This window comes from Enterobacter oligotrophicus, assembly GCF_009176645.1.
Lineage (GTDB): Bacteria > Pseudomonadota > Gammaproteobacteria > Enterobacterales > Enterobacteriaceae > Enterobacter > Enterobacter oligotrophicus.
Window position 1 is genome coordinate 3,595,010 of record NZ_AP019007.1, and the last position, 22,740, is coordinate 3,617,749.

The window sequence follows — 22,740 nt, forward strand, 5'->3', positions numbered from 1 at the left end:
CCTTCAGGAAAAAACCGCGTGCGATTATTTGCCCAGTTAAGCTGGTACTTTCGTCGGGAGTGGCAACGCTACCTCGGCGCAGTGGCTCTGCTTATTATCATTGCTATTCTTCAACTGATCCCGCCGAAAGTGGTGGGCTACGTCGTGGATGGTGTTACAGAACAGCATTACACCACCGCACGGGTGTTGATGTGGGTGGGCACGCTGGTGCTGACAGCGGTGATTGTCTATCTGCTGCGCTACGTCTGGCGAGTGCTCCTGTTCGGCGCGTCCTATCAGCTGGCCGTTGAGCTGCGTGAAGATTTTTACCGCCAGCTGAGCCGACAGCATCCTGAGTTTTACCTGCGTCATCGCACCGGGGATCTTATTGCTCGTGCGACAAACGACGTCGATCGCGTGGTGTTTGCCGCCGGGGAAGGGGTGTTAACGCTGGTGGATTCGCTGGTGATGGGCTGTGCGGTGTTGATCGTCATGTCGACTCAGATTAGCTGGCAACTGACTCTGCTGGCCCTGTTACCTATGCCGCTGATGGCGCTGGCAATCAACCGCTATGGTGAAAAATTGCATGAACGCTTCAAGCTGGCGCAGGCGGCGTTTTCATCGCTAAACGATCGCACCCAGGAGAGCATGACCAGCATTCGCATGATCAAAGCCTTTGGTCTGGAAGACAGGCAGTCCGCACTGTTTGCCGCTGATGCGGCGGATACGGGCGCGAAAAACATGCGCGTCGCGCGTATTGACGCCCGTTTTGACCCGACAATATATATTGCGATTGGCATGGCTAACCTGCTGGCAATTGGCGGGGGAAGCTGGATGGTCGTGCAGGGCACCATGACCCTCGGCCAGTTGACCAGCTTTGCGATGTATCTGGGGCTGATGATTTGGCCGATGCTGGCGCTGGCATGGATGTTTAACATCGTTGAGCGAGGCAGTGCTGCCTACAGCCGTATTCGCGCCATGCTGGCCGAAGCGCCAGTGGTGAATGACGGCAGCGAACCCGTTCCGCAAGGGCGCGGAGTGGTGAAAGCGGATATCCAGTCGTTTAGTTACCCGCAAACGGAACATCCGGTGCTGGACAACGTGAACTTTACGCTCCAGCCTGGGCAGATGCTGGGCATTTGTGGTCCGACGGGCTCCGGCAAAAGTACCGTGCTGTCGCTCCTCCAGCGTCACTTTGATGTGAGCAAAGGCGATATTCGTTTTCACGATCTTCCACTGACGACGCTGCAACTGGACGCGTGGCGCAGCCGCCTGGCCGTGGTTAGCCAGACGCCGTTTTTATTCTCTGATACCGTGGCGAACAATATCGCGCTTGGCCATCCTGCGGCGACGCAGGAGGAGATTGAACATGTGGCGCGCTTAGCCAGCGTCCATGACGATATTCTGCGTCTGCCACAAGGGTATGAAACGGAAGTGGGTGAGCGGGGCGTGATGCTCTCCGGCGGGCAAAAACAGCGTATCTCGATTGCGCGTGCCCTGTTGTTAAATGCGGAAATCCTGATTCTGGACGATGCTCTCTCTGCCGTCGATGGCCGTACCGAGCACCAGATACTGCACAATCTGCGCCAGTGGGGCGAGGGACGTACTGTGATTATCAGTGCCCACCGACTTTCCGCGCTGACGGAAGCCAGTGAAATCCTGGTGTTGCAACACGGACACATTGCCCAGCGCGGTCAGCACGACCAGCTTACGGAGCAACCGGGCTGGTATCGCGATATGTATCGTTATCAGCAGCTGGAAGCGGCACTGGATGAGGAGGTCAACAATGCGTAAATTTGGCGCGCTATGGCCGACGCTTAAGCGCCTGCTGGCCTACGGTTCACCGTGGCGAAAACCGCTGTCTGTTGCCGTGCTTCTGCTGTGGATTGCCGCGGTGGCTGAAGTCAGCGGCCCGCTGTTGATCAGCTATTTTATCGACAATATGGTGGCGAAAAGCTATCTACCGCTGGGGCTGGTTGCCGGTTTAGGCGTGGCTTATGTGGGATTACAGCTGACGGCAGCCGGGCTTCACTACGCGCAATCGCTGCTGTTTAACCGGGCGGCCGTGGGCGTTGTGCAGCAACTGCGCACCGATGTAATGGACGCGGCGCTGCGCCAGCCGCTGAGCGAGTTCGATACCCAGCCCGTCGGCCAGGTGATTTCACGCGTAACCAACGATACCGAGGTGATCCGCGATCTGTACGTCACCGTCGTGGCGACCGTTCTGCGAAGTGCGGCGCTGATCGGTGCCATGCTGGTGGCCATGTTCAGCCTCGACTGGCGCATGGCGCTGGTGGCGATCACGATCTTCCCGGCCGTGCTGACGGTAATGGTTATCTATCAACGCTACAGCACGCCCATTGTTCGCCGTGTACGCGCTTATCTGGCTGATATCAACGATGGCTTCAACGAAGTCATTAATGGCATGAGCGTCATCCAGCAGTTCCGCCAGCAGGCGCGATTCGGTGAGCGGATGGGCGAAGCCAGCCGTTCACACTATATGGCGCGTATGCAGACCTTGCGCCTGGACGGTTTCCTGCTGCGCCCGTTGTTGAGCCTTTTCTCGGCGCTGGTGCTGTGCGGTTTGCTGATGCTGTTTGGACTGACAACCCGCGGGACGATTGAGGTCGGGGTGCTGTATGCCTTCATCAGCTATCTTGGCCGCCTTAACGAACCGTTGATTGAACTCACCACCCAGCAGTCGATGCTGCAGCAGGCGGTGGTCGCCGGGGAGCGCGTCTTTGAGCTGATGGACAGACCGCGTCAGACCTACGGCAACGACGAGCGGCCTCTGCAAAGCGGCGCGATTACGTTTGATCATGTCTCGTTCGCCTACCGTGACGACCAGCTTGTGCTGCAGGATATCAGCCTCGATATTCCGTCGCGGGGCTTTGTGGCGCTGGTGGGGCACACCGGGAGCGGCAAGAGTACGCTCGCCAGTCTGTTGATGGGCTATTACCCGTTAACGAAAGGTGAAATTCGTCTGGATGGCCGTCCTCTTGCCTCGCTAAGCCACAACGTGTTGCGCAGGAGCGTCGCGATGGTGCAGCAAGATCCGGTGGTGCTGGCCGATACCTTCTATGCCAACGTCACTCTGGGGCGACCGTATACGCCTGAGCAGGTCTGGGATGTCCTGGAAAAAGTGCAGCTGGCAGAACTGGCGCGCGGGTTTAGCGAGGGGATCAATACCAAACTCGGCGAGCAGGGGAACAACCTCTCCGTCGGACAAAAACAGCTTCTTGCGCTGGCGCGGGTGTTGATTGAAACGCCGCAGGTCCTGATCCTTGATGAAGCGACGGCCAGTATCGATTCGGGTACTGAGCAGGCTATTCAACAGGCGCTGGCTGCCGTTCGTGATCACACGACGCTGGTGGTTATCGCGCACCGTCTGTCTACTATCGTTGAAGCCGATACCATTCTGGTGCTGCATCGCGGGCAGGCCGTTGAGCGCGGAACGCACAGGCAACTGCTGGAGGCGAAAGGGCGCTACTGGCAGATGTACCAGCTGCAGCTGGCGGGGGAGGAGCTGGCGGCCAGCGCCCGTGAGGAAGAGTCGCTTAGCGCCTGATGCACCAAAATCAGGCAGTGCGCTAACAGTCACAACTGTTGGTGCAAAACTGAAACGCACCGTGCACTGTCATGGTGCGTTTTTTTTCACCAGTACAACCCTCCACGCCTTCTTTTGCACACCGCGCCGCTTTTTCTCTCACTTTTCAATTCTGGCACACCGCTTGCAATAACTCCTGCGTGTTAGCTGCGGCCATTACCGAATTCTGACTGGAGGGGATTTATGAAGCTGGTTACGGTGGTAATCAAACCATTCAAACTCGAAGACGTGCGTGAAGCACTGTCTTCCATGGGTATTCAGGGACTGACAGTGACCGAAGTGAAAGGCTTTGGTCGTCAGAAAGGTCATGCCGAGCTTTATCGCGGGGCGGAATACAGCGTTAACTTCCTGCCTAAAGTGAAGATCGATGTGGCCATTGCGGACGATCAGCTCGACGAAGTGATTGATGTTGTCAGCAAGGCGGCCTACACCGGCAAGATTGGCGACGGCAAAATTTTCGTTGCCGAACTGCAGCGCGTTATTCGCATTCGTACCGGCGAATCCGACGAAGCGGCATTGTAAGTAACTCCTGGCACACAGTGATAGGGATCGAGAAAATGAAGATAGCAACAATCAAAACGGGTCTGGGGTCGCTGGCACTGCTGCCGGGCCTGGCAATGGCTGCCCCTGCTGTGGCAGACAAAGCCGATAATGCTTTTATGATGATCTGCACCGCGCTGGTGCTGTTCATGACCATTCCGGGCATTGCGCTGTTTTACGGCGGCCTGATCCGCGGCAAAAACGTCCTCTCTATGCTGACGCAGGTAGCCGTGACGTTCGCGCTGGTATGCGTGTTGTGGGTGGTCTACGGTTACTCGCTGGCGTTCGGCGAAGGTAATGCCTTCTTCGGTAACTTCAACTGGGCGATGCTGAAAAATATCGAACTGACCGCGCTGATGGGCAGCTTCTATCAGTACATTCATGTCGCTTTCCAGGGTTCATTCGCCTGTATTACCGTCGGTCTGATTGTCGGGTCGCTGGCTGAGCGTATCCGCTTCTCTGCGGTACTGATCTTCGTGGTGGTCTGGCTGACCCTCTCCTATGTGCCGATTGCCCATATGGTCTGGGGCGGCGGTCTGCTGGCATCCCATGGTGCGCTGGACTTCGCAGGCGGTACGGTTGTACACATCAACGCAGCCGTAGCAGGCCTGGTGGGTGCATACCTGATTGGCAAACGCGTGGGCTTCGGTAAAGAAGCGTTCAAACCGCACAACCTGCCGATGGTATTTACGGGTACGGCTATCCTTTACTTTGGCTGGTTCGGTTTCAACGCCGGTTCAGCAAGCGCAGCTAGCGAAATCGCGGCGCTGGCTTTCGTGAATACCGTGGTCGCAACCGCTGGCGCTATTCTGTCGTGGGTGTTTGGCGAGTGGGCTGTTCGCGGTAAGCCGTCACTGCTGGGTGCCTGCTCAGGTGCGATTGCCGGTCTGGTCGGCATTACGCCAGCGTGTGGTTATGTGGGTGTCGGCGGTGCGCTGCTCATTGGTATCGTGGCGGGACTGGCGGGTCTGTGGGGAGTCACCGCACTGAAACGTATTCTCCGCGTTGATGATCCGTGTGATGTGTTCGGCGTGCACGGCGTGTGCGGCATCATCGGCTGTATTATGACGGGTATCTTTGCCGCGGCATCTTTGGGCGGCGTGGGCTACGCAGAAGGCGTTACGATGGTTCACCAGGTTCTGGTGCAGCTGGAAAGTATCGCTATCACCGTCGTCTGGTCGGGGGTGGTGGCCTTCGTTGGCTACAAGCTGGCGGACATGACCGTTGGCCTGCGTGTACCGGAAGAGCAGGAGCGCGAAGGTCTGGACGTCAACAGCCACGGCGAGAATGCGTATAACGCATAACACATAGCAAAACGGCAACTTCGGTTGCCGTTTTGAGTGTGTATGCCCTCTCCCAAAGGGAGAGGGCATCAGCCCGCACAAAATCACCCTCGGTTACGCATCACCCCTTCCTGCACCGTTGATGCCACCAGTACGCCATCCTGAGTATAAAACTCACCCCGCACGAATCCGCGCGCGCTGGACGCCGAGGTACTTTCCACGCTGTAGAGCAGCCAGTCGTTCATATCGAACGGACGGTGGAACCACATAGAGTGATCGATGGTCGCCACCTGCATCCCTTTCTCCAGGAATCCTACGCCGTGCGGCTGCAGCGCAACGGGCAAAAAGTTGAAGTCAGACGCGTAGCCGAGCAGATACTGATGAACGCGGATATCAGCCGGAACACTCCCGTTGGCACGCATCCAGACCTGACGTTTTGGCTCGGCAGTGTGGCCTTTCATCGGGTTATGGAACTCGACGGGGCGGATCTCCAGCGGCTTATCGCAGAGAAACTTCTCTTTCACTTGCGGCGGCAGCAAATGCGCCAGCGCGCGGGCGATTTCAGTCTCAGATTTAAGGTCGTCCGGTGACGGCGCGGGCGGCATCTCTTTTTGATGCTCGTAACCTGGCTCAGGTGCCTGGAACGAGGCGGTCATGTAAAAGATGGGCTTTCCGTTTTGCACGGCAGCCACGCGGCGGGCGCTGAAACTGTTGCCATCACGTAAGACTTCCACGTCATACACAATGGGTTTTGCACTATCACCAGGGCGTAAAAAGTAGCTGTGAAAGGAGTGCACCAGACGGTCTGCCGGGACGGTTTCTTTTGCGGCATACAGCGCCTGTCCCACGACTTGCCCTCCGAAGACCTGGCGTAAGCCCAAATCTTCGCTCTGTCCGCGGAAGAGTCCCTCCTCAATTTTTTCCAGATTCAGTAATGTCAGCAGATTGTTCAGTGCCTGACTCATAATCGTCCTCAATAAACGCCGTGGCGAAAGATACGCTGAGTATAACGCAGAAATGAAAGTGGTCCGATGGGTAGATTAGTCTGAATATCGAGGCGAAATTAGGCATTAATCAGTGATTTGTGCCAGACTTGTATGCGTTATATGAATGTAAACGACATCGGGTGGGATCGATCCCGCTGGTGCATTGATGATAAGGAGACTTCAATGAAACTCGTGCCCATGCTAAGTGGTGTAGCTATTGCGGTGGCGTTGTCCGCCTGTGCAGGTAAGAGCGCCCAGGTGCCGGTGCCAGCAGCAGACCCGAACGGGATTAACACTCTTTCGCAGCAGTCCATTCAGCAACCAAATGTTTCCGGGACAATCTGGATCAAACAGAAAGTCGCGCTACCGCCGGATGCGGTATTGACGGTTACGCTTTCCGACGCCTCGCTGGCTGACGCGCCATCGAAAGTGCTGGCGCAGCGCGCCGTTCGTACTGAGGGGAAACAGGCACCGTTTAGCTTTGTGCTGCCGTACAATCCTTCAGACGTTCAGCCGAATGCCCGTATCCTCCTGAGCGCAGCAGTAACAATCAACGATAAACTGGTCTTTATCACCGATACGGTGCAGGAAGCGATTAATAACGGCGGGACAAAAGTCGATCTGAACCTGGTGCCGGTGCAGCAAACTGAAGTGCCCGTAGCACCACAGACTAACCAGCCGTCGCTGCCGACGCCGCCAACGCAGCTTTAAAGACTCTGACACCCTCTCCTTCGGAAGAGGGTGTCAGTACACCCAGCGATACTTCTGTAAATCAACCTGCCCTGAACCTGATACCTGTATCCCTTCTGAAAGCAACGCCTGGCGTTGTCGCTGGAGATCCGGCCCGGTGAGCGAAATAGCACCATGGCGATTCACCACCCGGTGCCAGGGCAATGTGCTGCCTTCCGGCAGTCGTTTCAACACCCCGCCGACCTGACGCGCAGCGCGCGGTGAACCGGCCAGCCGGGCAACCTCTCCGTAAGTTGTTACATACCCTTCCGGTATGGAGGCAATGATTTGCCAGACGCGCTGCGGGAAAGCGTCGTGTTCGTCCATACTTACTCCTGTGGGGAACCTTTGATGTGTCATGGTAAACGAAGATAAACCTGATTGCTGCGCCTGTTTGCGCAATAAACCATCATCCGGTTGCCGGCGGCTTGCAATTGCAGGCCAGCACAGGGATAATGCGCCAGCGCGTTGGTTATCAACGCTCTCAATGGGGGCTCTGTTGGTTCTCCCGCAACGCTACTCTGTTCACCAGGTCAGGTCCGGAAGGAAGCAGCCAGGGCAGACGACGTGTGTGCCGGGATGTAGCTGGCAGGGCCCCCACCCATTTCTGCTCCTCGACAGTACTTGTATCCTCCTTCGTCGTTACCGATTCGTGCCTGAGTTTGTTATTCCCCACAAATAAAAAGTATTTTATATATTATGTAATTTATCTTTCATTAATTTGAAATATAACTGTCATAAACCTGTAATAATAGCCTGTCATTTTATTACTGGGCATCTTTTTTCTGTCATAAGCAAAAAATATATATCTGGATAAGCAAGTTAACTTCGTGTATTAAATAAGGCACGTATTCCGAAGGGAAGTGACGAACATGGCTACTGCGGTTTTAAACGTTAAAATTGATGAAACGCTAAAAGAAAAACTTCGCCACTATGCAGAAGTGAATAATGAGAATTTAAGCGTGACCACAGAGAAACTGCTGCTGCTGGCGTTTGAAGCAGTAGAAGAGGCGGGAGTATCGGAAGAGGATATCGATAATCAGCATACGGAAGAAGAGAGTGTATCTCCATTTACTCCTAAAGAAATCAAGGCACTACGTAAAATTCTGAAGAAGAGAAAATGAAACAACAACTGTCGACTGCCAGTGACTACAAAGAGGCCTGCGATTTGTTGCGTTCAGGCTATGTCAAACACGTACGTCTTGGCTGGAATGTAGGAAGTGATGAGTTCTTTCGGATTGCGTCAGACTGGTGTGATACCGGCGCGAAAATAAAGAAAGACGGTGAAAGTTTCGTTATTTCACTGAAAGGTTTCCCTATTCCTCCCCAGCACTAAAATCTGCCCCGTGAAAACTGCTGACTGCAGAACGCCAGTCAGCAGTTTTTATTATTTTTCGCTGAGAAAACTAAATCAGGCTCCGTTTTACGGGCGGCGTGGTTTTATTCAGGGTGAGCCACAGCGGTTTAATTCGCAGCAACGCCTCTTCAAGCGCCGCCGGGGCGAGCGAGAAGGGCATACGCAGATAGCGGTCAAAGGCACCTGACAGACCAAACCGTGTGCCGGTCCCCAGATTAATCCCCGTCGTCTCTGCCCGTGCCGCGAGCTGTGTTGCCAGCATACCGGGCAACTCAATCCAGTAAGAAAGGCCTCCTTCTGCCTCGTGAAACGACCATGCCGGAAAATGTTCGCGCAGCAACGCGCCGCACCGGTCCCGACGTTCCGCCAGCATTTTCCGCCGTGCGGGCAAAAAAGCATCACTGTTTTCGATAAGCCAGAGCGTTGCAAGCTGTTCCAGCAGCGGTGTGCCCAAATCCAGAGTGTCGCGCGTCTGGGCGAGCGTCGCGATCGTCCGCGACGAGGCGCGGAGCCAGCCGAGGCGAAGCCCTCCCCAGAAACTTTTTCCGGCAGAGCCCAGCGTGATGACGGCAGCCTCCGGGTTAAACGCGGCCAGCGGGGGCGGAGGGGGAGCATCAAACCAGAGATCAACCATCGTTTCATCCACGACCAGCGTGGTGCGGGTCTGTGCGGCAATGTCGGCTATCGTCTGGCGCGTTGCGGTGTCCATGCAGCGTCCCGTCGGGTTATGAAAGTCTGGCATCAGATACGCCAGGCGCGGCGCTGTCTGGGCAAGCGTCGCGGCGAAACCATCGGTATCCCAGCCCGTTTCGGGAAGGGATACGCCTACCGGCCGACAAAGTGCACCCTGAATAGCGGCAATCGCCAGCGGATAGGTGGGATGGTCGACCACCACGCGATCGCCGGGACCCGTCATCATGCGTAACACCAGCGAAAAGCCGCTCACGGCACCATTAACCACCATCACTTCATCAGCCCGTGTCGGAAGCCCGCGCGCCGTGTAGCGTGCGGCAATGGCTTCCCGCAGTGCTGGTAATCCGAGCTGGTCGTAGCCTGTCTGTGAAAGGTGTTGCGTGATCGCCGTGAGTGCATGCGTATACGCCTGGTGGATTTCCGGGCCGGCGCTAAGCGCGGCAGTGGAAAGATCCAGCGCCGCGCTGGCCGCTGAGAGGGTCGGTATGGCACGTGTGTCCGGCAGGATCACGCGTGACCCGCTGCCGTGACGACTTTCCAGATATCCTTCTTCCCGCAGATGGGCCAGCGCGCTGCTGATGGTGGTTCGGCTTACCTCCAGCGCAGAGGCCAGTTCTCGCTCTCCTGGCAAGCGCGTGCTGAGGGCCAGCCTGCCGTCGAGTATCAGCAGACGTAGTGCATCCGCCAGCTGCCGCCAGAGCGGGGTTCGGGATGATGATTGCTGCCAGTGGCCTAACAGCCGGACCAGAGACTGACTACCGAAGCGACGTGATGACATGTGCAGTCCACTATTTGAAAACTGGACATTAATCATAGAGCCATTTTAGACGAGGATGGAAGTCTGGTTCATCGGAGAAGCTAAAAATGGTACGTCGTCTGGTTCAACTTTATGTCGGCTTAGGTCTGTACGGCCTTTCAACCGCGATGTTTATTCGTTCGGATTTAGGCGTCGATCCGTGGGATGTGTTTCATCTTGGCGTGGCGCTACAGCTGGGGTTGAGCATTGGTACAGTGATTATTGTCACTGGCGCTGTGGTTCTGCTGCTGTGGATACCTCTGCGTCAACTTCCCGGTGTTGGCACCATCAGCAACGTGATTTGTATCGGGCTGGCGGCGGATGCCGCCATGGCGCTGATACCCGAACTGTCCTCACTGCCGATCCGCATCGCTCTGCTGGTTTCAGGCATTGTGATTAACGCGATAGCCACCGGTATGTATATCGGCGCTGGGTTTGGCGCAGGGCCTCGGGATGGCCTGATGACCGGCATTCATGCCCGGCTGGGGCGGTCGATTCGCAGCGTGCGCACCGCGATTGAAGTGAGTGTGTTAATCATTGGCTGTATTCTGGGGGGCACATTTGGCGTAGGAACGGTGCTGTATGCCCTGACCATCGGCCCGCTGATTCAGATCTGCTTACCGTGGTTTCGTCAAAAGCCGCGCGTACAGAAGGCGCAACAGCCTGAGCGCGTGGTTTAATTCTGCGAAGCGCTCACATGCTTTAATGGCATAGCTGTGCCAGAATGAGGGCAACTCTTCTCGCGATGCCAGAATGCATGAAAGCTATCACTCTTTATGACGTTGCCCTCCTTGCGGGGGTTTCTTACCAGACCGTTTCCCGTGTGATTAACGATGCGGAGCATGTTTCCTCCCGTACACGGGAAAAGGTTCGACAGGCCATGGAGGAACTGCACTACGTTCCCAATCGTGGCGCGCAGCAACTGGCCGGAAAGCGCACCCGCACGCTGGGGCTGATCACGACCGATCTTGCCCTGCACGCCCCTTCGCAGATTGCGTCGGCGGTAAAATCCCGCGCGGTGGAGCAGGGGGCGAGCGTGTTAATTTCCATGGTGCAACAGCCGGAACAATGTCAGGCAGCTCTGCAGGAACTGCTGGCACAACGGGTGGAAGGGCTGCTGGTGAACGTTCCGCTGGAAGATGCGCAGGCAGAACAGCTTCAGGTCATGGCCTCGCCCGTTCCGGTTCTTTTTCTTGATGTATCTCCTTCTGCACAGGTCAACAGCCTCGTTTTCAATGCCGTGCAGGGGGCGAGCCTGGGCGCTGAACACCTGATCTCGCTGGGGCAAACGCGCATTGCGTTACTCAGCGGGCCGGAAAGCTCAGTCTCCGCCCGGATGCGCCTGGCAGGATGGAAAGCCACACTGGCGCAGGCTGGCCTTGAGGCGATCGCAGTGGCACAGGGCGACTGGAGCGCGGCCTCAGGCTATGAGAAAGGTCATCAGCTTTTGTCCGGTACCGAGCAGCCCGAAGCTATCCTGGTCGCGAACGATCAAATGGCGCTCGGCGTGATGCGCGCCTGTGCAGAAAAAGGCATTGCGATACCGGGCCAGATCGCCGTTGTCGGGTTTGATGATACGGCTGACAGCGCGTGGTTTTCTCCCCCGCTAACCACGATCCGCCAGGCTTTCCGCGATGCCGGTGAACGAAGTGTGGAGTGGTTATTGAGGCCAGAGCGTACCAAAACGTGCTGGCAAGTGCAGCTCCCCGTCACGCTGATCGCACGTCGTTCGACTGCCCCCCGCACAGTCGATCAGGCCGATCGTGAAGAACTGGCGCAAAAGCTCAGAAGCCTGGCGCTGATGGCAGAGAAACTCGCTCGCGGATAATGCTTTTGTGATCTCACTCGCTTCGTGACGATCCGGAGCTTTACCGTACAGATTCACCAGGGCATGTTGGCTAAGATTGTGAGCGCTTCGCAAAGAGGTTAATATGCCCAATACACCGCCGCTGACTCTCAGCGCACTTCTGGCTCGTCGGGACTGGGAAAATCCTGGTGTAACGCAGTGGAACCGTCTGGCCGCACATGCGCCGTTTCATAGCTGGCGTGAAGAGCAAGCTGCCAGGGATGACGCAGAATCATTAAGCAAGCGTTCACTCAATGGCGAATGGCGATTTAATTTCTTTTCTGCACCTGAGCGGGTCCCCGAAACGTGGGTGACAGAGGATCTGGCTGATGCCGTTGCGATGCCTGTTCCCTCAAACTGGCAAATGCAGGGTTTTGATATTCCCGTCTATACCAACGTCACGTATCCGATAGCCGTTAACCCGCCGTTCGTTCCGGCTGAAAATCCCACGGGTTGTTACTCGCTCACATTTGAGATGAATGACACATGGGCAGAGAGCGGCCAGACCCGCATTATATTCGATGGCGTGAATTCCGCTTTTCATTTGTGGTGCAATGGCCAATGGATTGGCTATTCGCAGGACAGCCGTCTGCCTGCTGAGTTCGATCTCACATCGATCCTTCGTCCGGGCGAAAACCGTCTGGCGGTGATGGTGCTGCGCTGGTGCGACGGAAGCTACCTTGAAGATCAGGATATGTGGCGGATGAGCGGTATTTTCCGCGATGTGTCGTTGCTGCATAAGCCTGAGACGCAGATTGCGGATTATCACGTTGCGACCGATCTGAACGCGGAGTGTGATCGGGCGGTGCTACACGTCGACGTCGCGCTGGCTGGCACGCGCTATGAGTCATGTGAAGTGGCATTTATCCTGTGGCGTAACGGCGAAAAATGCGCGAGTGCCGCCCAGCGCCCTGGCTCTGCCATTGTGGATGAGCGTGGAGGCTGGGCCGAGCACCTGACAGTTGCGTTACCCGTTGTGGAACCTGCGTTATGGAGTGCCGAAACGCCCGCCCTCTACCGCCTGACAATTACGCTTATGGACGCGCAGGGCAACGTACTGGAAATTGAAGCCTGCGATATTGGTTTCCGCCGCGTTGAGATCAGCAATGGCCTGCTGAAGCTGAACGGTAAACCGCTGCTGATCCGCGGTGTGAACCGTCATGAGCATCATCCGGAAAATGGTCAGGTGATGGATGAAGCAACGATGCGTCGCGACATTGAACTGATGAAGCAGCATAACTTTAACGCCGTGCGCTGTTCGCACTACCCGAATCATCCGCTCTGGTACACGCTTTGCGATCGCTATGGCCTGTACGTTGTTGACGAAGCGAATATCGAAACCCACGGCATGGTGCCAATGAGTCGCCTTGCTGACGATCCCCGCTGGCTTCCGGCCATGAGCGAACGCGTCACGCGTATGGTGCTGCGCGATCGTAATCATCCGTCGATTATCATCTGGTCGCTGGGGAATGAATCCGGACACGGCGCGAACCATGATGCCCTTTATCGCTGGCTGAAAACCACCGATCCGACGCGACCAGTACAGTATGAGGGGGGCGGGGCGAATACGGCGGCGACTGATATTGTCTGCCCAATGTATGCCCGCGTCGATCAGGACCAACCTTTCCCGGCGGTGCCGAAATGGTCGATTAAAAAATGGATTGGCATGCCGGATGAAACGCGGCCGCTGATCCTGTGTGAATACGCTCATGCGATGGGGAACAGCTTTGGCGGGTTCGCCAGATACTGGGAAGCGTTTCGTCGCCATCCGCGTCTGCAGGGCGGGTTTGTCTGGGACTGGGTCGATCAGGCGCTGACAAAGAAGGATGAAAATGGCAACGCCTTCTGGGCCTACGGCGGTGATTTTGGCGATAAACCCAACGATCGGCAGTTCTGTCTTAACGGGCTGGTGTTCCCGGACCGCACGCCGCATCCGGCGCTGTATGAAGCCCAGCGTGCGCAGCAGTTTTTTACCTTTACGCTGCGGAGTACCTCTCCGCTGGTGGTTGAGGTGAAAAGCGACTACCTGTTCCGCAATACCGACAACGAACATCTCAGGTGGTCGATCGCACGTGATGGAAATGTGCTGGCTGCAGGCGAGGTGGTGCTTGCCATTGCTCCGCAGGGAACACAAAGCGTGGAAATTACCCTGCCGCAACCGGAAGCGGAGCCAGGTGAACTCTGGCTTAATGTGGATATTGTTCAGCCACTGGCGACACCGTGGTCGTCGGCGAACCACCGCTGCGCATGGGATCAGTGGCCGCTTCCGGTTCCGCTGTTTATCGCGCCGCAGCAGCCTGCAGGGAACCCTCCGGTGTTAGCCACTCAGGGCGATGTACTTGAAATTACCCATCAGCAGCAGCGCTGGCAGTTTGACCGGGCGTCAGGAAACCTGACGCAGTGGTGGAACAATGGCACAGAAACGCTGCTCTCACCGCTGACGGATAACTTTACCCGTGCACCGCTGGACAATGATATTGGCATCAGCGAAGCCACACGAATTGACCCGAATGCGTGGGTGGAACGCTGGAAAGCGGCGGGGATGTATGAGATGTCTTCGCGTGTGTTGCGGTGTGAAGCAGAGCAAACGGCGCGTGAGGTGGTGGTGACCACGCTGCATGTCTGGGAATATCGCGGTAAGGCGCTGTTCCTGAGCCATAAAATCTGGCGGATAGATGAACACGGTGCGTTGCAGGGGGATGTGCGGGTGCAGGTGGCGTCTGATCTCCCCGAGCCTGCGCGTATTGGTCTGAGCGTTCAGCTTGCGCAGACGCCAGAAACGGCCCGCTGGCTGGGGCTGGGGCCGTTTGAAAACTATCCTGACAGGAAGCTCGCAGCGCAGCAGGGGCGCTGGGAATTGCCGCTGGAGGCGATGCAGACGCCGTACATCTTCCCGACGGAAAATGGTCTGCGTTGCGACACGCGGGCGCTTTTCGCGGGCGCGCACCAGTTCCGGGGGAATTTCCATTTCTCCCTCAGCCGCTACAGCCAGCAACAGTTGCGTGAGACGACGCACCAGCATTTGTTGCAGGACGAGCCGGGCTGCTGGCTCTGCCTTGATGCATTTCATATGGGCGTCGGGGGCGATGATTCATGGAGTCCGAGCGTCTCACCGGAGTTTATCCTGCAAAACCGCCAGCTGCGCTACACCTTCAGTTGGCAGCAAAGCGCCTTTTGAGTGACCCGGAGCGGCCACAAACGTGGCTGCTCCGCTCAGGCAAAAATGCCGCGCATCCCGTGAATACTCATATACAGCCCGACCATGACGATCAGTGCGGCTGAAATCCACGGTGCTTTTCGAGAAAACTCACTGAACCCCGGCCAGCGCGTCACGGCGTGTTTAAGGCTCAACGCTGCAATTGCGCCAGACGCCACCAGCGTCAGCGCCAGACCGATACTGAAGCTCAACACCAGCGTCGCACCGAGCGCGAAGTGTTTCAGCTGCAGGCAGATTAGCAGCACCGTAATGGAGGCCGGACAGGGGATAAGCCCACCGGTCAGGCCAAACAGAGCGATCTGCCCGGTGGTGACGTTTTGCCCGTTAAAACGGCGGCTAATGTCCTGCGCATGCGCGCGCTGGTGGGCGTCCTGCCACTCCTCGTCAACCTGTTGATGATCGTGATGATGATGATGATGATGATGATGGTGGTGATGATCGTGCGGTTGACTCTCTTTCCAGGTTCGCCATGCCATCCATAATGCGATGAGAATGATCACTAACCCTGAAATCAGCTGAAACCAGGGTTCAGACGTGTGTGCATCCCATCCCTGACCAAACCACAGGCCCGCCATCGCGATGATCCAGACCACCACCGTGTGAGAAAGCGTCGCGGCCAGGCCCAGAAGGATCGCCTGCTTTAACGTGCCCCGGATCGCCACGATAAACGCGGCCATCATCGTTTTTGAATGACCCGGCTCAAGGCCATGCAGCGCACCGAGCAGAATGGCGCTGGGCACAAACAGCCAGGCATTACCCTGTTGCAGGAGTGACGTGAAATCGTTCATGAAGGATTCCGTAAAGGAAAATGTGCTTCGAATACTACTCCCCCCCAGTAGTCAAATACTACCCCCCAGTAGAAAAATACTCAGGGGGAGTAGAGCATGTTATGCTCATGCGCCAAAAGAAGGAGATGCTGAGATGTCACATACGGTTCGTCACAAGAAAATGTTATTGACGCGTCTGAAGAAAATTCAGGGGCAAAGCACCGCACTGGAAAAAATGCTTAATAGCGATCATGAGTGTGCTGATGTCTTACAGCAGCTGGCGGCGATCCGTGGGGCGGTGAATGGTATGATGTTGCAGGTGATCGAGGGCCATTTAACCGATCATGTGGTGAAAGAGCCCGAAGAAGATCAGCGCGAAGCCGATCTTGGCGTCGTGTTGCAGGTGATCAAATCCTATCTTAAGTAGAATACTTTTCGAGGTTGTACTCGGCCCAGAGAATGAACTCGACTTTTGGCAGCGCCTTACTGTAGTACCAGCCTTGCCCGTACTGTACGCCGTGGCGATGCAGCCATATAAGCTGTCCCTCCGTTTCAATGCCTTCGGCGACCATGGCAAGATCCAGTGATTTTGCCATTTCGATAATATGCGGCGTCACGTTTTTGTACTCCAGCGCATCCACAAAAGACTTATCAATTTTCAGCGTGTCGACGTCCAGATCCTGCAGGTAGCTCAGGCTGGAATAACCTGTACCAAAATCATCAATATAGACAGGGTGACCCGAGCGGCGGAACGCAGCAATGGCCGGCGCGCTAACGCTGGGATCGGCAAAACCACGTTCGGTTAACTCAAGGGCGATCTGCCGGGGATGGACTTCCCACTTATTCAATAACTGGCTCAGCAGAGGCGGCAGCTTGCCTGACGTCAGATCCGCAGGCGCGAGGTTGATGGAGATATGCTGGTCAGGATGAAGGTGTAACCAGTTGCCCATATCCTCGAACACCTTTTCGATGATTAACCGGGTGAGTGATGAGATGAGGCCCGTTTGCTCTGCCAGTGGGACAAAAATATCCGGCGACAGGTAAGTTCCGTCTGGCTGAGGCCAGCGCGTCAGCGCTTCCGCACCCACAATTTTTCCTGTGCTTAACGCCACAATGGGCTGGTAGTGAACGACAAAATCACGGCTGCTGATGGCATCCTGCAGGCGATTACGCGGAGACTGAATGCGGCGCAATATTCGCAATAAAAAGAGTGCAGCAAGCAGGCTGACCAGTATGCCAAACGGGAGCCAGAAGAGGAGCTGACGGTGCCAGCTTTCATCCAGCGGTTTTAACGTTGCCCATGCGACGATCGCAAAGCCCAGTTCAGGGATCGGTTTTCGGATATACATTGCCCCTTTGTACTGCAGGCGCATCAGGTTTTTGTCTTCCAGCAACGAGCGGACGTGCGGATCGAGCTTATTACTGCTGGCAAAAACGATATGGTTTGCATCACCAATCAGGGCGGCATCAATGGTGATTGCGCCAAAAGGAATAACATCCACCAGTGATGCAGGGTCGAGCATCACCAGGTAATTTGCGCTGCCCAGAACGGCCATGTAGTGGTTAAGCCCGAGATCGTTTTGCGTCGTCAGCCATGCGTTGTAACCGTCTGGCGTCATGCGCATCGGTGGTGGAAAAGCGGCGGCATTGCTGGTTTGCTCCAGGGAAGAGCAAATGGGTTTCAGGTTATTGATATACACCACTTCCTGAATGTAACGCCAGGAGAAAGCCACACGACGCATTTCGCGCAAGTGTGGAGGGCTGCAGGGAATACCGTCAAAGGATTGCAGCTGAGTGAGGGCCTCCTTCGCTTGCCCGATAACTCTTTCTGTACGGATCAGCACGCGTGACGCGTAGCTATCCAGCGCATCGATAAATTTGTCTTCCGCCTGACGATGTGCCAGCCAGATGCTGAGGCAAATGGGGATCAGCACAGAGAAGATCAATATCCCTGTTACCAGGCTGACCAGATGTCGGGTTCTCATGCTGCTGTTTCCTTCCTCATCGCCCACTCCTGGGGCATTGCGTTCGCTCGCCAGAGGAGAAATTTTTTACCACGAAATGATACAGTTATAGCACGTGACAGGCATTGATTTCATACCAGAAATGGAAAATCAGCAGCAGTGCGGAAGCGCGACGCAGCATCGAGGGGTTGTTTTTGCAGCATAGCTCAGATATCATTTTGTTATGTTATAACAAAACATGAGAGCGTATGATGAAACCCAATATCCATCCAGCCTATCGCACCGTTGTGTTTCATGACACCAGTGCCAATGAATACTTCAAAGTCGGGTCGACGATTAAGACTGACCGCGAGATTGAACTCGACGGTAAAACTTATCCCTATGTTTCTATAGAAGTTTCTTCAAAATCGCATCCGTTTTACACCGGTAAACAGAAAACCTTCTCAACGGAAGGAAGCGCGGCACGCTTCCGCCAGCGTTTTGGCGGTTTTCTTAATGCGAAGCGAGGTTAACCATGCAGGTACTTAACTCACTGCGCAGTGCGAAACAGCGCCATCCGGATTGCCAGATCGTCAAACGCAAAGGCCGTCTGTACGTCATCTGTAAATCCAACCCGCGCTTTAAAGCGGTGCAGGGGCGTAAAAAAAGACGCTAAACGCGCGATTCACGCCAGCTTTCCAGGGATCTTCTCTGCTTGCCATCGGCAGTAAAATTGTCGGTGGCAAGCCAGCGTTCAAACGCGCTCGCCAGTACCGGCCACTCTTTGTCTATGATGGAAAACCAGTCCGTATCCCGGTTATGTCCTTTCGTGACCAGCGCCTGGCGAAAACGGCCTTCATACTGAAAGCCAAGTCGCAGGGCTGCTTTGCGGGAAGGCTCATTCAGGCTATTGCACTTCCATTCATAGCGTCGATAACCCAGAGTATCAAACACATACCGCATCAGCAGGTATTGCGCTTCGGTGGACATCGGCGTGCGGCTGAGCAGCGGCGAAAAATGGACGTGACCCACCTCGACCACGCCATTTTGGGGATCAATGCGCATCAGAGCCAGCGTGCCCACCGGCGAGTGCGTCTGGTTATCAATAACGGTGAAATGCACGGGATCAGATAATTCACACACACCCGCAACCCATTGAGTAAACGCGTCCACGGAGGTGTCGGGTTCACGGAGCAACCATGTCCAGCTGCGGGTGTCTTCAGCCTGGCTGTAAGCGGAGAACAGCGCGGCGGCATGCTCTGTGCGTAGCGGTTCAAGCCGACAATAACGACCCTGCAGAACGACCCGAGAAGGATGCTGGCGCGGCTGCCAGTCGATAAGTGCATCGCCAACCGGCTGTCCGAACTGATTGAATGTGTTCATGTTACTCTCCGTTGTGGTGTAAAGACGCCCAGACTAATTAAAATCTGGTTCCTTAAAAAGAACCACTGGGCTATGTTCTGGTGGTACCACGAGGAGGGGGAAGATGAACATACCGGGCGATGAATTTCACAACGTGCTAAGTGCGGCGCTTGCTGGTCGCGGAGAAGAGACGCTCCAGCGGACGCTTTATCTTGCCTTACGGGAGGTGATCCTGCAGGGCAGATTGCAGGCGGAGTGCCGCTTGCCCGGCTCCCGCGTTATTGCGCAGCAACTTTCCCTCTCCCGGAATACTGTAAATGCAGCGCTGGAACAGCTTACGCTTGAAGGGTATTTACATCGTAGCCGGCAGGGAACACGGGTGGCGCAACTGGCTCAGCGCTCCCTTGCGCAGGATTTACCTGAGCCTGCCGTGATGCTCGCCAGACGGATGGCGCAACTGCCTGCACCTGTCCCCAGGGAAACGCCGGTTCCGGCCTTTACGCCAGGGACGCCAGCCATTAACTATTTTCCTTTGCCTCTGTGGCGGCGCTTGTACGACCGGGTGCTGCGTGAAGAGGGGAGCGCACTGTTAGGTTATGGCGATCCGGCAGGGGAACCGTCGCTGCGGGAGGCCATCGCCCGCCATCTGGCGCTGTCGCGCGGGATCAATTGCGACGCCAGCCAGATTGTCATCACCGAAGGGGCGCTGGAGGGGGTTAATCTTTGCACTCTGCTGCTAAGTGAACCTGGTGATGTGGCGTGGATTGAAGATCCCGGCTATGCGGGGGCAAAAAGTGCGTTTGCGAAATCTGGCCTGCAGATGATCGGTATGCCGGTGGATGACGAAGGAATGTGTTGGGAGGGGCAACATGCACCGTCCCCTTCGCTTATTTTTACGTCACCGTCGCATCAGTTTCCTTATGGAAGTGTGCTCACTGCACGTCGGCGGCTGGCACTGCTGGAACTGGCCCAGCGACACCAGGCCTGGATTATCGAGGACGACTACGACAGTGAGTTTCGTTATACCGGTGAACCCGTCCCGGCCATGCTGGGGATGAAAAAAAATGCGCCAGTGGTCTATCTGGGGACATTCAGCAAAACGCTGTTTCCCTCTCTGCGGATGGGATTTATGGTGTTCCCTCCGGCGCTGGCAAAAGCCGCTCTCCCGGCAATCGGCTCGCTACTGCGTGGTGGCCATCGTGCCGAGCAGCGCCAGCTTGCGCTGTTTATTGAAGAAGGCCATTATGCGCGGCATCTTGCCGCCATGCGTCGGCTCTATCGAAAACGCTATCGCCAGCTGCGCGAGGTGCTGAGTGCTGAGCTGCATGTTGCGCACCGCGTTCTGGCAGGGGAAGGGGGAATGCATCTGACGGTGGCGATCGACGGGATCGATGATAAAGCTCTCGTCCGGCAGGCCAGAGCTTTCCAGCTTGCCCCCGCGGCGTTGAGCGGTTACTACCTTGGTACGACGCAGGGGCAAACCGGTCTGGTGTTAGGCTACGGTAATACCTCTGCTTCGCAGTTCACATCGGCTATCCGGCGTTTACAGCACCTTATTACGCAGCAGCAGGGCGGGAAAGGGTAAAAATGTCATAGAACGAAAGGTCGCCCTTCGTCGACACCATTTTCTGCAGCTTCTCTTTTTGCGCCGTTTCTACCGCAGGCGAGTGCAGGATACTGTCGATAAGCTCAGGCGGCACAAGGCGCGTGTTATACCACTCTCCGTTATAGCAGACCCGGAAATCAAGAACGTCGATATCTTCATACCGATAGCGTGGATTGACGTCGAAAAAGAAGAATGCGTTAAACACCACAAACAGCACCACGAGAAGCCAGACGGAATCTACCAGCGTTTCGGATGTGAGCATCACCACCAGCGTTGCCAGCCAGGCGGCGTACATAGCAATGAACAGGCCGGGATGTTTACGGATAAAGCTAATGCTAAAGCGCGGGCGATTGTCACGCTTTTCACGTCTGTTGAGATCGTCGATGGTGGCAGTGAGCAGGCGCTGTATCTCTGTCATTTTTTGCCTTCATGAATTATGAAAATACAGGGGATCTGTCTATTTTAGGGGAGCCGTTTCAGCGAAAAAAGTAACAGTTACAGAGGGAAAAACCATAACAGTTACTCTCTGCAGGCTTAGAGCATTTTGATAATTTTCGCCGGATTTCCACCGACCACGGCGTTTGCCGGAACGTCTTTCGTCACCACGGCACCAGAGGCGACAACCACATTATCACCGAGCGTGACGCCTGGGTTAATGACCGCGCGTCCGCCAATCCAGACATTATTGCCAATGGTTACCGGTTTGCCATACTCCGCGCCGCTATTGCGCGCGACGGCGTCCAGGGGATGGGTCGCTGTATAGATATGAACGCCCGGTGCGAGCATGCAGTTATCACCAATGTGAACAGGGCAGACATCCAGTATTACACAGTCAAAATTGGCGTAGAATTCTTTACCCAGAAAGATGTTATAGCCGTAATCGCAGCGGAAGCTCGGCTCAATATATGCGCCTTCACTTTGCCCCAGCAGTTCAGCCAGTATTGCCTGGCGTTCTGTTTTCTCGTCCGGAGCCGTATGGTTATAGCGGTGGAGCAGATGACGGGCGCGCAAGCGGTCGGCCCGTAGAGTCTCATCGCCAGGGCGGTAAAGCTCGCCTGCAATCATCTTCTGTTTTTCTTTACTCATGGGAATCTCTCCGAAAACGTCGATGACCGTAGGGTAAAGGGTATTAACCGGAAAGGGAACGTTCCCGAAAAGTCTGTGTGATTATAATCACAACATTGTTGCCGATAACGCATTTGAATCGGGGACCCGTCAGTCACACAGGGATCATAGCGCGAAAGGTAGAGTGAGTTAAAAAAGTGACGAAGAACCTCAACAGCCACATTCAGGAATTAACGAACAAACTTCCAGACAGATGAAGGAATCTTATCATACAGTTTATTCATTGTTAGCTCAGCAAGACGATGGTCAGCAGCTGAATAAAATACAGCCAATTCATTATCAGAAAGCTCGTATTTATTTTTTTCAATTACACGCTCAAGCGTGTCTATTGACTGACAACGTCGCAAGCGCATCAAATAATCAATCTTGGTTAATGGTTTTTCAGTCATAAATTCACCTTAGTAATTGTAATAATTTTAACAGGAAAGGCTAACAGGGTTAGCTCTGCTCACGTTGATGAAGCAGCGAAATAGACGGTTTCCTGATTTACGCCATTTTTGCAAATCCTGTGCGTTAATGCCGTAGCTACTGAACAACATAAAGGTGTCATCCAGGTATTCGTCAATTTGCTCAATCAGCTTATTATCTTCATTGTACTTAATTTTATAATTAAGTGCGAAGGTCGCGATATGCTCTATCAACTCATTTAGCTGTAAATTGATTGCAGACGTTGGGTCATTCACCCAGCCATGGTTGCTTTCATCAAGATTGGCAAGGCAGTCATGGTACAAGGATTCGCAGAGAAATTTCAACTGCGCGATATCATGCCTTTTTGGCGAGTACTCGTCCATAGCGCATCCCCTTTTGAGTGATTTCTTACTCACCGAACATCAATGTCGGGATGGATACAACTTACTTAGCCGCACGGGTGCTGTGTTCCTGATAACTCTAACTATAAGCTACT

Annotated in this window: 24 protein-coding genes and 1 other RNA gene; 15 read left to right on the forward strand and 10 right to left on the reverse strand. The window is 55.2% G+C overall.

Going from position 1 to position 22,740, the window contains the following annotated elements; all coding sequences use genetic code 11:
- Positions 1 to 18: 18 nt before the first annotated feature.
- The 4 genes from EoCCA6_RS17210 (at position 19) to amtB (ending at position 5,430) form a co-directional block, all read left to right on the forward strand.
- Positions 19 to 1,773 (forward strand): SmdA family multidrug ABC transporter permease/ATP-binding protein, encoded by a 1,755-nt coding sequence (locus EoCCA6_RS17210; RefSeq protein ID WP_152083676.1) that lies wholly within the window; start codon positions 19 to 21, stop codon positions 1,771 to 1,773.
- Positions 1,766 to 3,547, forward strand: coding sequence for a SmdB family multidrug efflux ABC transporter permease/ATP-binding protein (locus tag EoCCA6_RS17215; protein ID WP_152083677.1), 1,782 nt, complete (start codon positions 1,766 to 1,768; stop codon positions 3,545 to 3,547). The genes EoCCA6_RS17210 and EoCCA6_RS17215 overlap by 8 nt, the downstream gene beginning before the upstream one ends.
- 222 nt (positions 3,548 to 3,769) lie before the next feature.
- A complete protein-coding gene (gene glnK / locus EoCCA6_RS17220; protein WP_006809867.1) occupies positions 3,770 to 4,108 on the forward strand; it encodes a P-II family nitrogen regulator in 339 nt (112 codons plus the stop codon).
- Between the two features lie 35 nt (positions 4,109 to 4,143).
- Positions 4,144 to 5,430 (forward strand): ammonium transporter AmtB, encoded by a 1,287-nt coding sequence (gene amtB, locus EoCCA6_RS17225; RefSeq protein ID WP_152083678.1) that lies wholly within the window; start codon positions 4,144 to 4,146, stop codon positions 5,428 to 5,430.
- A gap of 83 nt (positions 5,431 to 5,513) precedes the next feature.
- Here the strand turns inward: amtB and tesB are convergent, their stop codons facing one another.
- The gene (tesB, locus tag EoCCA6_RS17230) at positions 5,514 to 6,374 is read right to left on the reverse strand and encodes an acyl-CoA thioesterase II (protein WP_152083679.1); all 861 of its coding nucleotides are present in this window, start codon (positions 6,372 to 6,374) and stop codon (positions 5,514 to 5,516) included.
- Between the two features lie 204 nt (positions 6,375 to 6,578).
- Between tesB and EoCCA6_RS17235 the strand changes: the two genes are divergently transcribed.
- Positions 6,579 to 7,106, forward strand: coding sequence for a YbaY family lipoprotein (locus tag EoCCA6_RS17235; RefSeq protein WP_152083680.1), 528 nt, complete (start codon positions 6,579 to 6,581; stop codon positions 7,104 to 7,106).
- A gap of 33 nt (positions 7,107 to 7,139) precedes the next feature.
- Here the strand turns inward: EoCCA6_RS17235 and EoCCA6_RS17240 are convergent, their stop codons facing one another.
- On the reverse strand, positions 7,140 to 7,451 hold the full coding sequence (locus EoCCA6_RS17240) for an MGMT family protein (protein WP_152083681.1): 312 nt from the start codon (positions 7,449 to 7,451) through the stop codon (positions 7,140 to 7,142).
- 170 nt (positions 7,452 to 7,621) lie between these two features.
- Here EoCCA6_RS17240 and ffs point away from each other — a divergent pair.
- The 3 genes from ffs (at position 7,622) to EoCCA6_RS17255 (ending at position 8,460) form a co-directional block, all read left to right on the forward strand.
- An RNA gene (gene ffs / locus EoCCA6_RS17245) (signal recognition particle sRNA small type) lies at positions 7,622 to 7,718 on the forward strand.
- A gap of 278 nt (positions 7,719 to 7,996) precedes the next feature.
- Positions 7,997 to 8,248 carry a hypothetical protein gene (locus tag EoCCA6_RS17250; RefSeq protein ID WP_152083682.1) on the forward strand — a complete coding sequence of 84 codons (252 nt, stop codon included), beginning with the start codon at positions 7,997 to 7,999 and terminating at the stop codon, positions 8,246 to 8,248.
- Positions 8,245 to 8,460, forward strand: coding sequence for a hypothetical protein (locus tag EoCCA6_RS17255; protein WP_013095877.1), 216 nt, complete (start codon positions 8,245 to 8,247; stop codon positions 8,458 to 8,460). Before EoCCA6_RS17250 ends, EoCCA6_RS17255 begins: the two co-directional genes overlap by 4 nt.
- Before the next feature lie 70 nt (positions 8,461 to 8,530).
- Here EoCCA6_RS17255 and yczR read toward each other — a convergent pair whose 3' ends face one another.
- Positions 8,531 to 9,952, reverse strand: a complete 1,422-nt coding sequence (yczR, locus tag EoCCA6_RS17260) for a MocR-like transcription factor YczR (protein WP_152083683.1) — start codon at positions 9,950 to 9,952, stop codon at positions 8,531 to 8,533.
- An 86-nt stretch (positions 9,953 to 10,038) separates the two neighbouring features.
- On the opposite strand from yczR, the gene yczE reads away from it, so the two are divergent.
- The 3 genes from yczE (at position 10,039) to EoCCA6_RS17275 (ending at position 14,994) form a co-directional block, all read left to right on the forward strand.
- Entirely contained in the window at positions 10,039 to 10,650 is a 612-nt protein-coding gene (gene yczE / locus EoCCA6_RS17265) for a membrane protein YczE (protein ID WP_152083684.1), read from the forward strand.
- Between the two features lie 77 nt (positions 10,651 to 10,727).
- Positions 10,728 to 11,798: a LacI family DNA-binding transcriptional regulator gene (locus tag EoCCA6_RS17270; protein WP_152083685.1), complete on the forward strand. Its 1,071-nt coding sequence runs from the start codon at positions 10,728 to 10,730 to the stop codon at positions 11,796 to 11,798.
- Between the two features lie 103 nt (positions 11,799 to 11,901).
- Positions 11,902 to 14,994: a beta-galactosidase gene (locus EoCCA6_RS17275; RefSeq protein ID WP_152083686.1), complete on the forward strand. Its 3,093-nt coding sequence runs from the start codon at positions 11,902 to 11,904 to the stop codon at positions 14,992 to 14,994.
- Between the two features lie 35 nt (positions 14,995 to 15,029).
- Here the strand turns inward: EoCCA6_RS17275 and EoCCA6_RS17280 are convergent, their stop codons facing one another.
- The gene (locus EoCCA6_RS17280; protein ID WP_152083687.1) at positions 15,030 to 15,821 is read right to left on the reverse strand and encodes a nickel/cobalt efflux protein RcnA; all 792 of its coding nucleotides are present in this window, start codon (positions 15,819 to 15,821) and stop codon (positions 15,030 to 15,032) included.
- Between the two features lie 133 nt (positions 15,822 to 15,954).
- On the opposite strand from EoCCA6_RS17280, the gene EoCCA6_RS17285 reads away from it, so the two are divergent.
- Entirely contained in the window at positions 15,955 to 16,227 is a 273-nt protein-coding gene (locus EoCCA6_RS17285) for a metal-sensing transcriptional repressor (protein WP_152083688.1), read from the forward strand.
- On the opposite strand, the gene EoCCA6_RS17290 is transcribed toward EoCCA6_RS17285, so the two are convergent.
- The gene (locus tag EoCCA6_RS17290) at positions 16,220 to 17,785 is read right to left on the reverse strand and encodes an EAL domain-containing protein (RefSeq protein WP_152083689.1); all 1,566 of its coding nucleotides are present in this window, start codon (positions 17,783 to 17,785) and stop codon (positions 16,220 to 16,222) included. The genes EoCCA6_RS17285 and EoCCA6_RS17290 overlap by 8 nt on opposite strands.
- A gap of 230 nt (positions 17,786 to 18,015) precedes the next feature.
- Between EoCCA6_RS17290 and EoCCA6_RS17295 the strand changes: the two genes are divergently transcribed.
- The gene (locus tag EoCCA6_RS17295; protein ID WP_152084475.1) at positions 18,016 to 18,276 is read left to right on the forward strand and encodes a type B 50S ribosomal protein L31; all 261 of its coding nucleotides are present in this window, start codon (positions 18,016 to 18,018) and stop codon (positions 18,274 to 18,276) included.
- A 2-nt stretch (positions 18,277 to 18,278) separates the two neighbouring features.
- Positions 18,279 to 18,419 carry a type B 50S ribosomal protein L36 gene (gene ykgO, locus EoCCA6_RS17300; RefSeq protein ID WP_003859006.1) on the forward strand — a complete coding sequence of 47 codons (141 nt, stop codon included), beginning with the start codon at positions 18,279 to 18,281 and terminating at the stop codon, positions 18,417 to 18,419.
- Here the strand turns inward: ykgO and EoCCA6_RS17305 are convergent.
- Entirely contained in the window at positions 18,416 to 19,126 is a 711-nt protein-coding gene (locus tag EoCCA6_RS17305; RefSeq protein ID WP_152083690.1) for a GNAT family N-acetyltransferase, read from the reverse strand. The genes ykgO and EoCCA6_RS17305 overlap by 4 nt on opposite strands.
- 103 nt (positions 19,127 to 19,229) lie before the next feature.
- Between EoCCA6_RS17305 and pdxR the strand changes: the two genes are divergently transcribed.
- The gene (gene pdxR, locus EoCCA6_RS17310) at positions 19,230 to 20,690 is read left to right on the forward strand and encodes a MocR-like pyridoxine biosynthesis transcription factor PdxR (RefSeq protein ID WP_152083691.1); all 1,461 of its coding nucleotides are present in this window, start codon (positions 19,230 to 19,232) and stop codon (positions 20,688 to 20,690) included.
- Here pdxR and EoCCA6_RS17315 read toward each other — a convergent pair.
- The 4 genes from EoCCA6_RS17315 to tomB form a co-directional block, all read right to left on the reverse strand.
- Positions 20,662 to 21,129, reverse strand: a complete 468-nt coding sequence (locus EoCCA6_RS17315; RefSeq protein WP_152083692.1) for a YlaC family protein — start codon at positions 21,127 to 21,129, stop codon at positions 20,662 to 20,664. The genes pdxR and EoCCA6_RS17315 overlap by 29 nt on opposite strands.
- 116 nt (positions 21,130 to 21,245) lie before the next feature.
- Positions 21,246 to 21,797 carry a maltose O-acetyltransferase gene (gene maa / locus EoCCA6_RS17320; RefSeq protein WP_152083693.1) on the reverse strand — a complete coding sequence of 184 codons (552 nt, stop codon included), beginning with the start codon at positions 21,795 to 21,797 and terminating at the stop codon, positions 21,246 to 21,248.
- 209 nt (positions 21,798 to 22,006) lie between these two features.
- Positions 22,007 to 22,225 (reverse strand): HHA domain-containing protein, encoded by a 219-nt coding sequence (locus tag EoCCA6_RS17325; protein ID WP_152083694.1) that lies wholly within the window; start codon positions 22,223 to 22,225, stop codon positions 22,007 to 22,009.
- A gap of 27 nt (positions 22,226 to 22,252) precedes the next feature.
- Entirely contained in the window at positions 22,253 to 22,627 is a 375-nt protein-coding gene (gene tomB / locus EoCCA6_RS17330; RefSeq protein ID WP_020885187.1) for an Hha toxicity modulator TomB, read from the reverse strand.
- Positions 22,628 to 22,740: the final 113 nt, after the last annotated feature.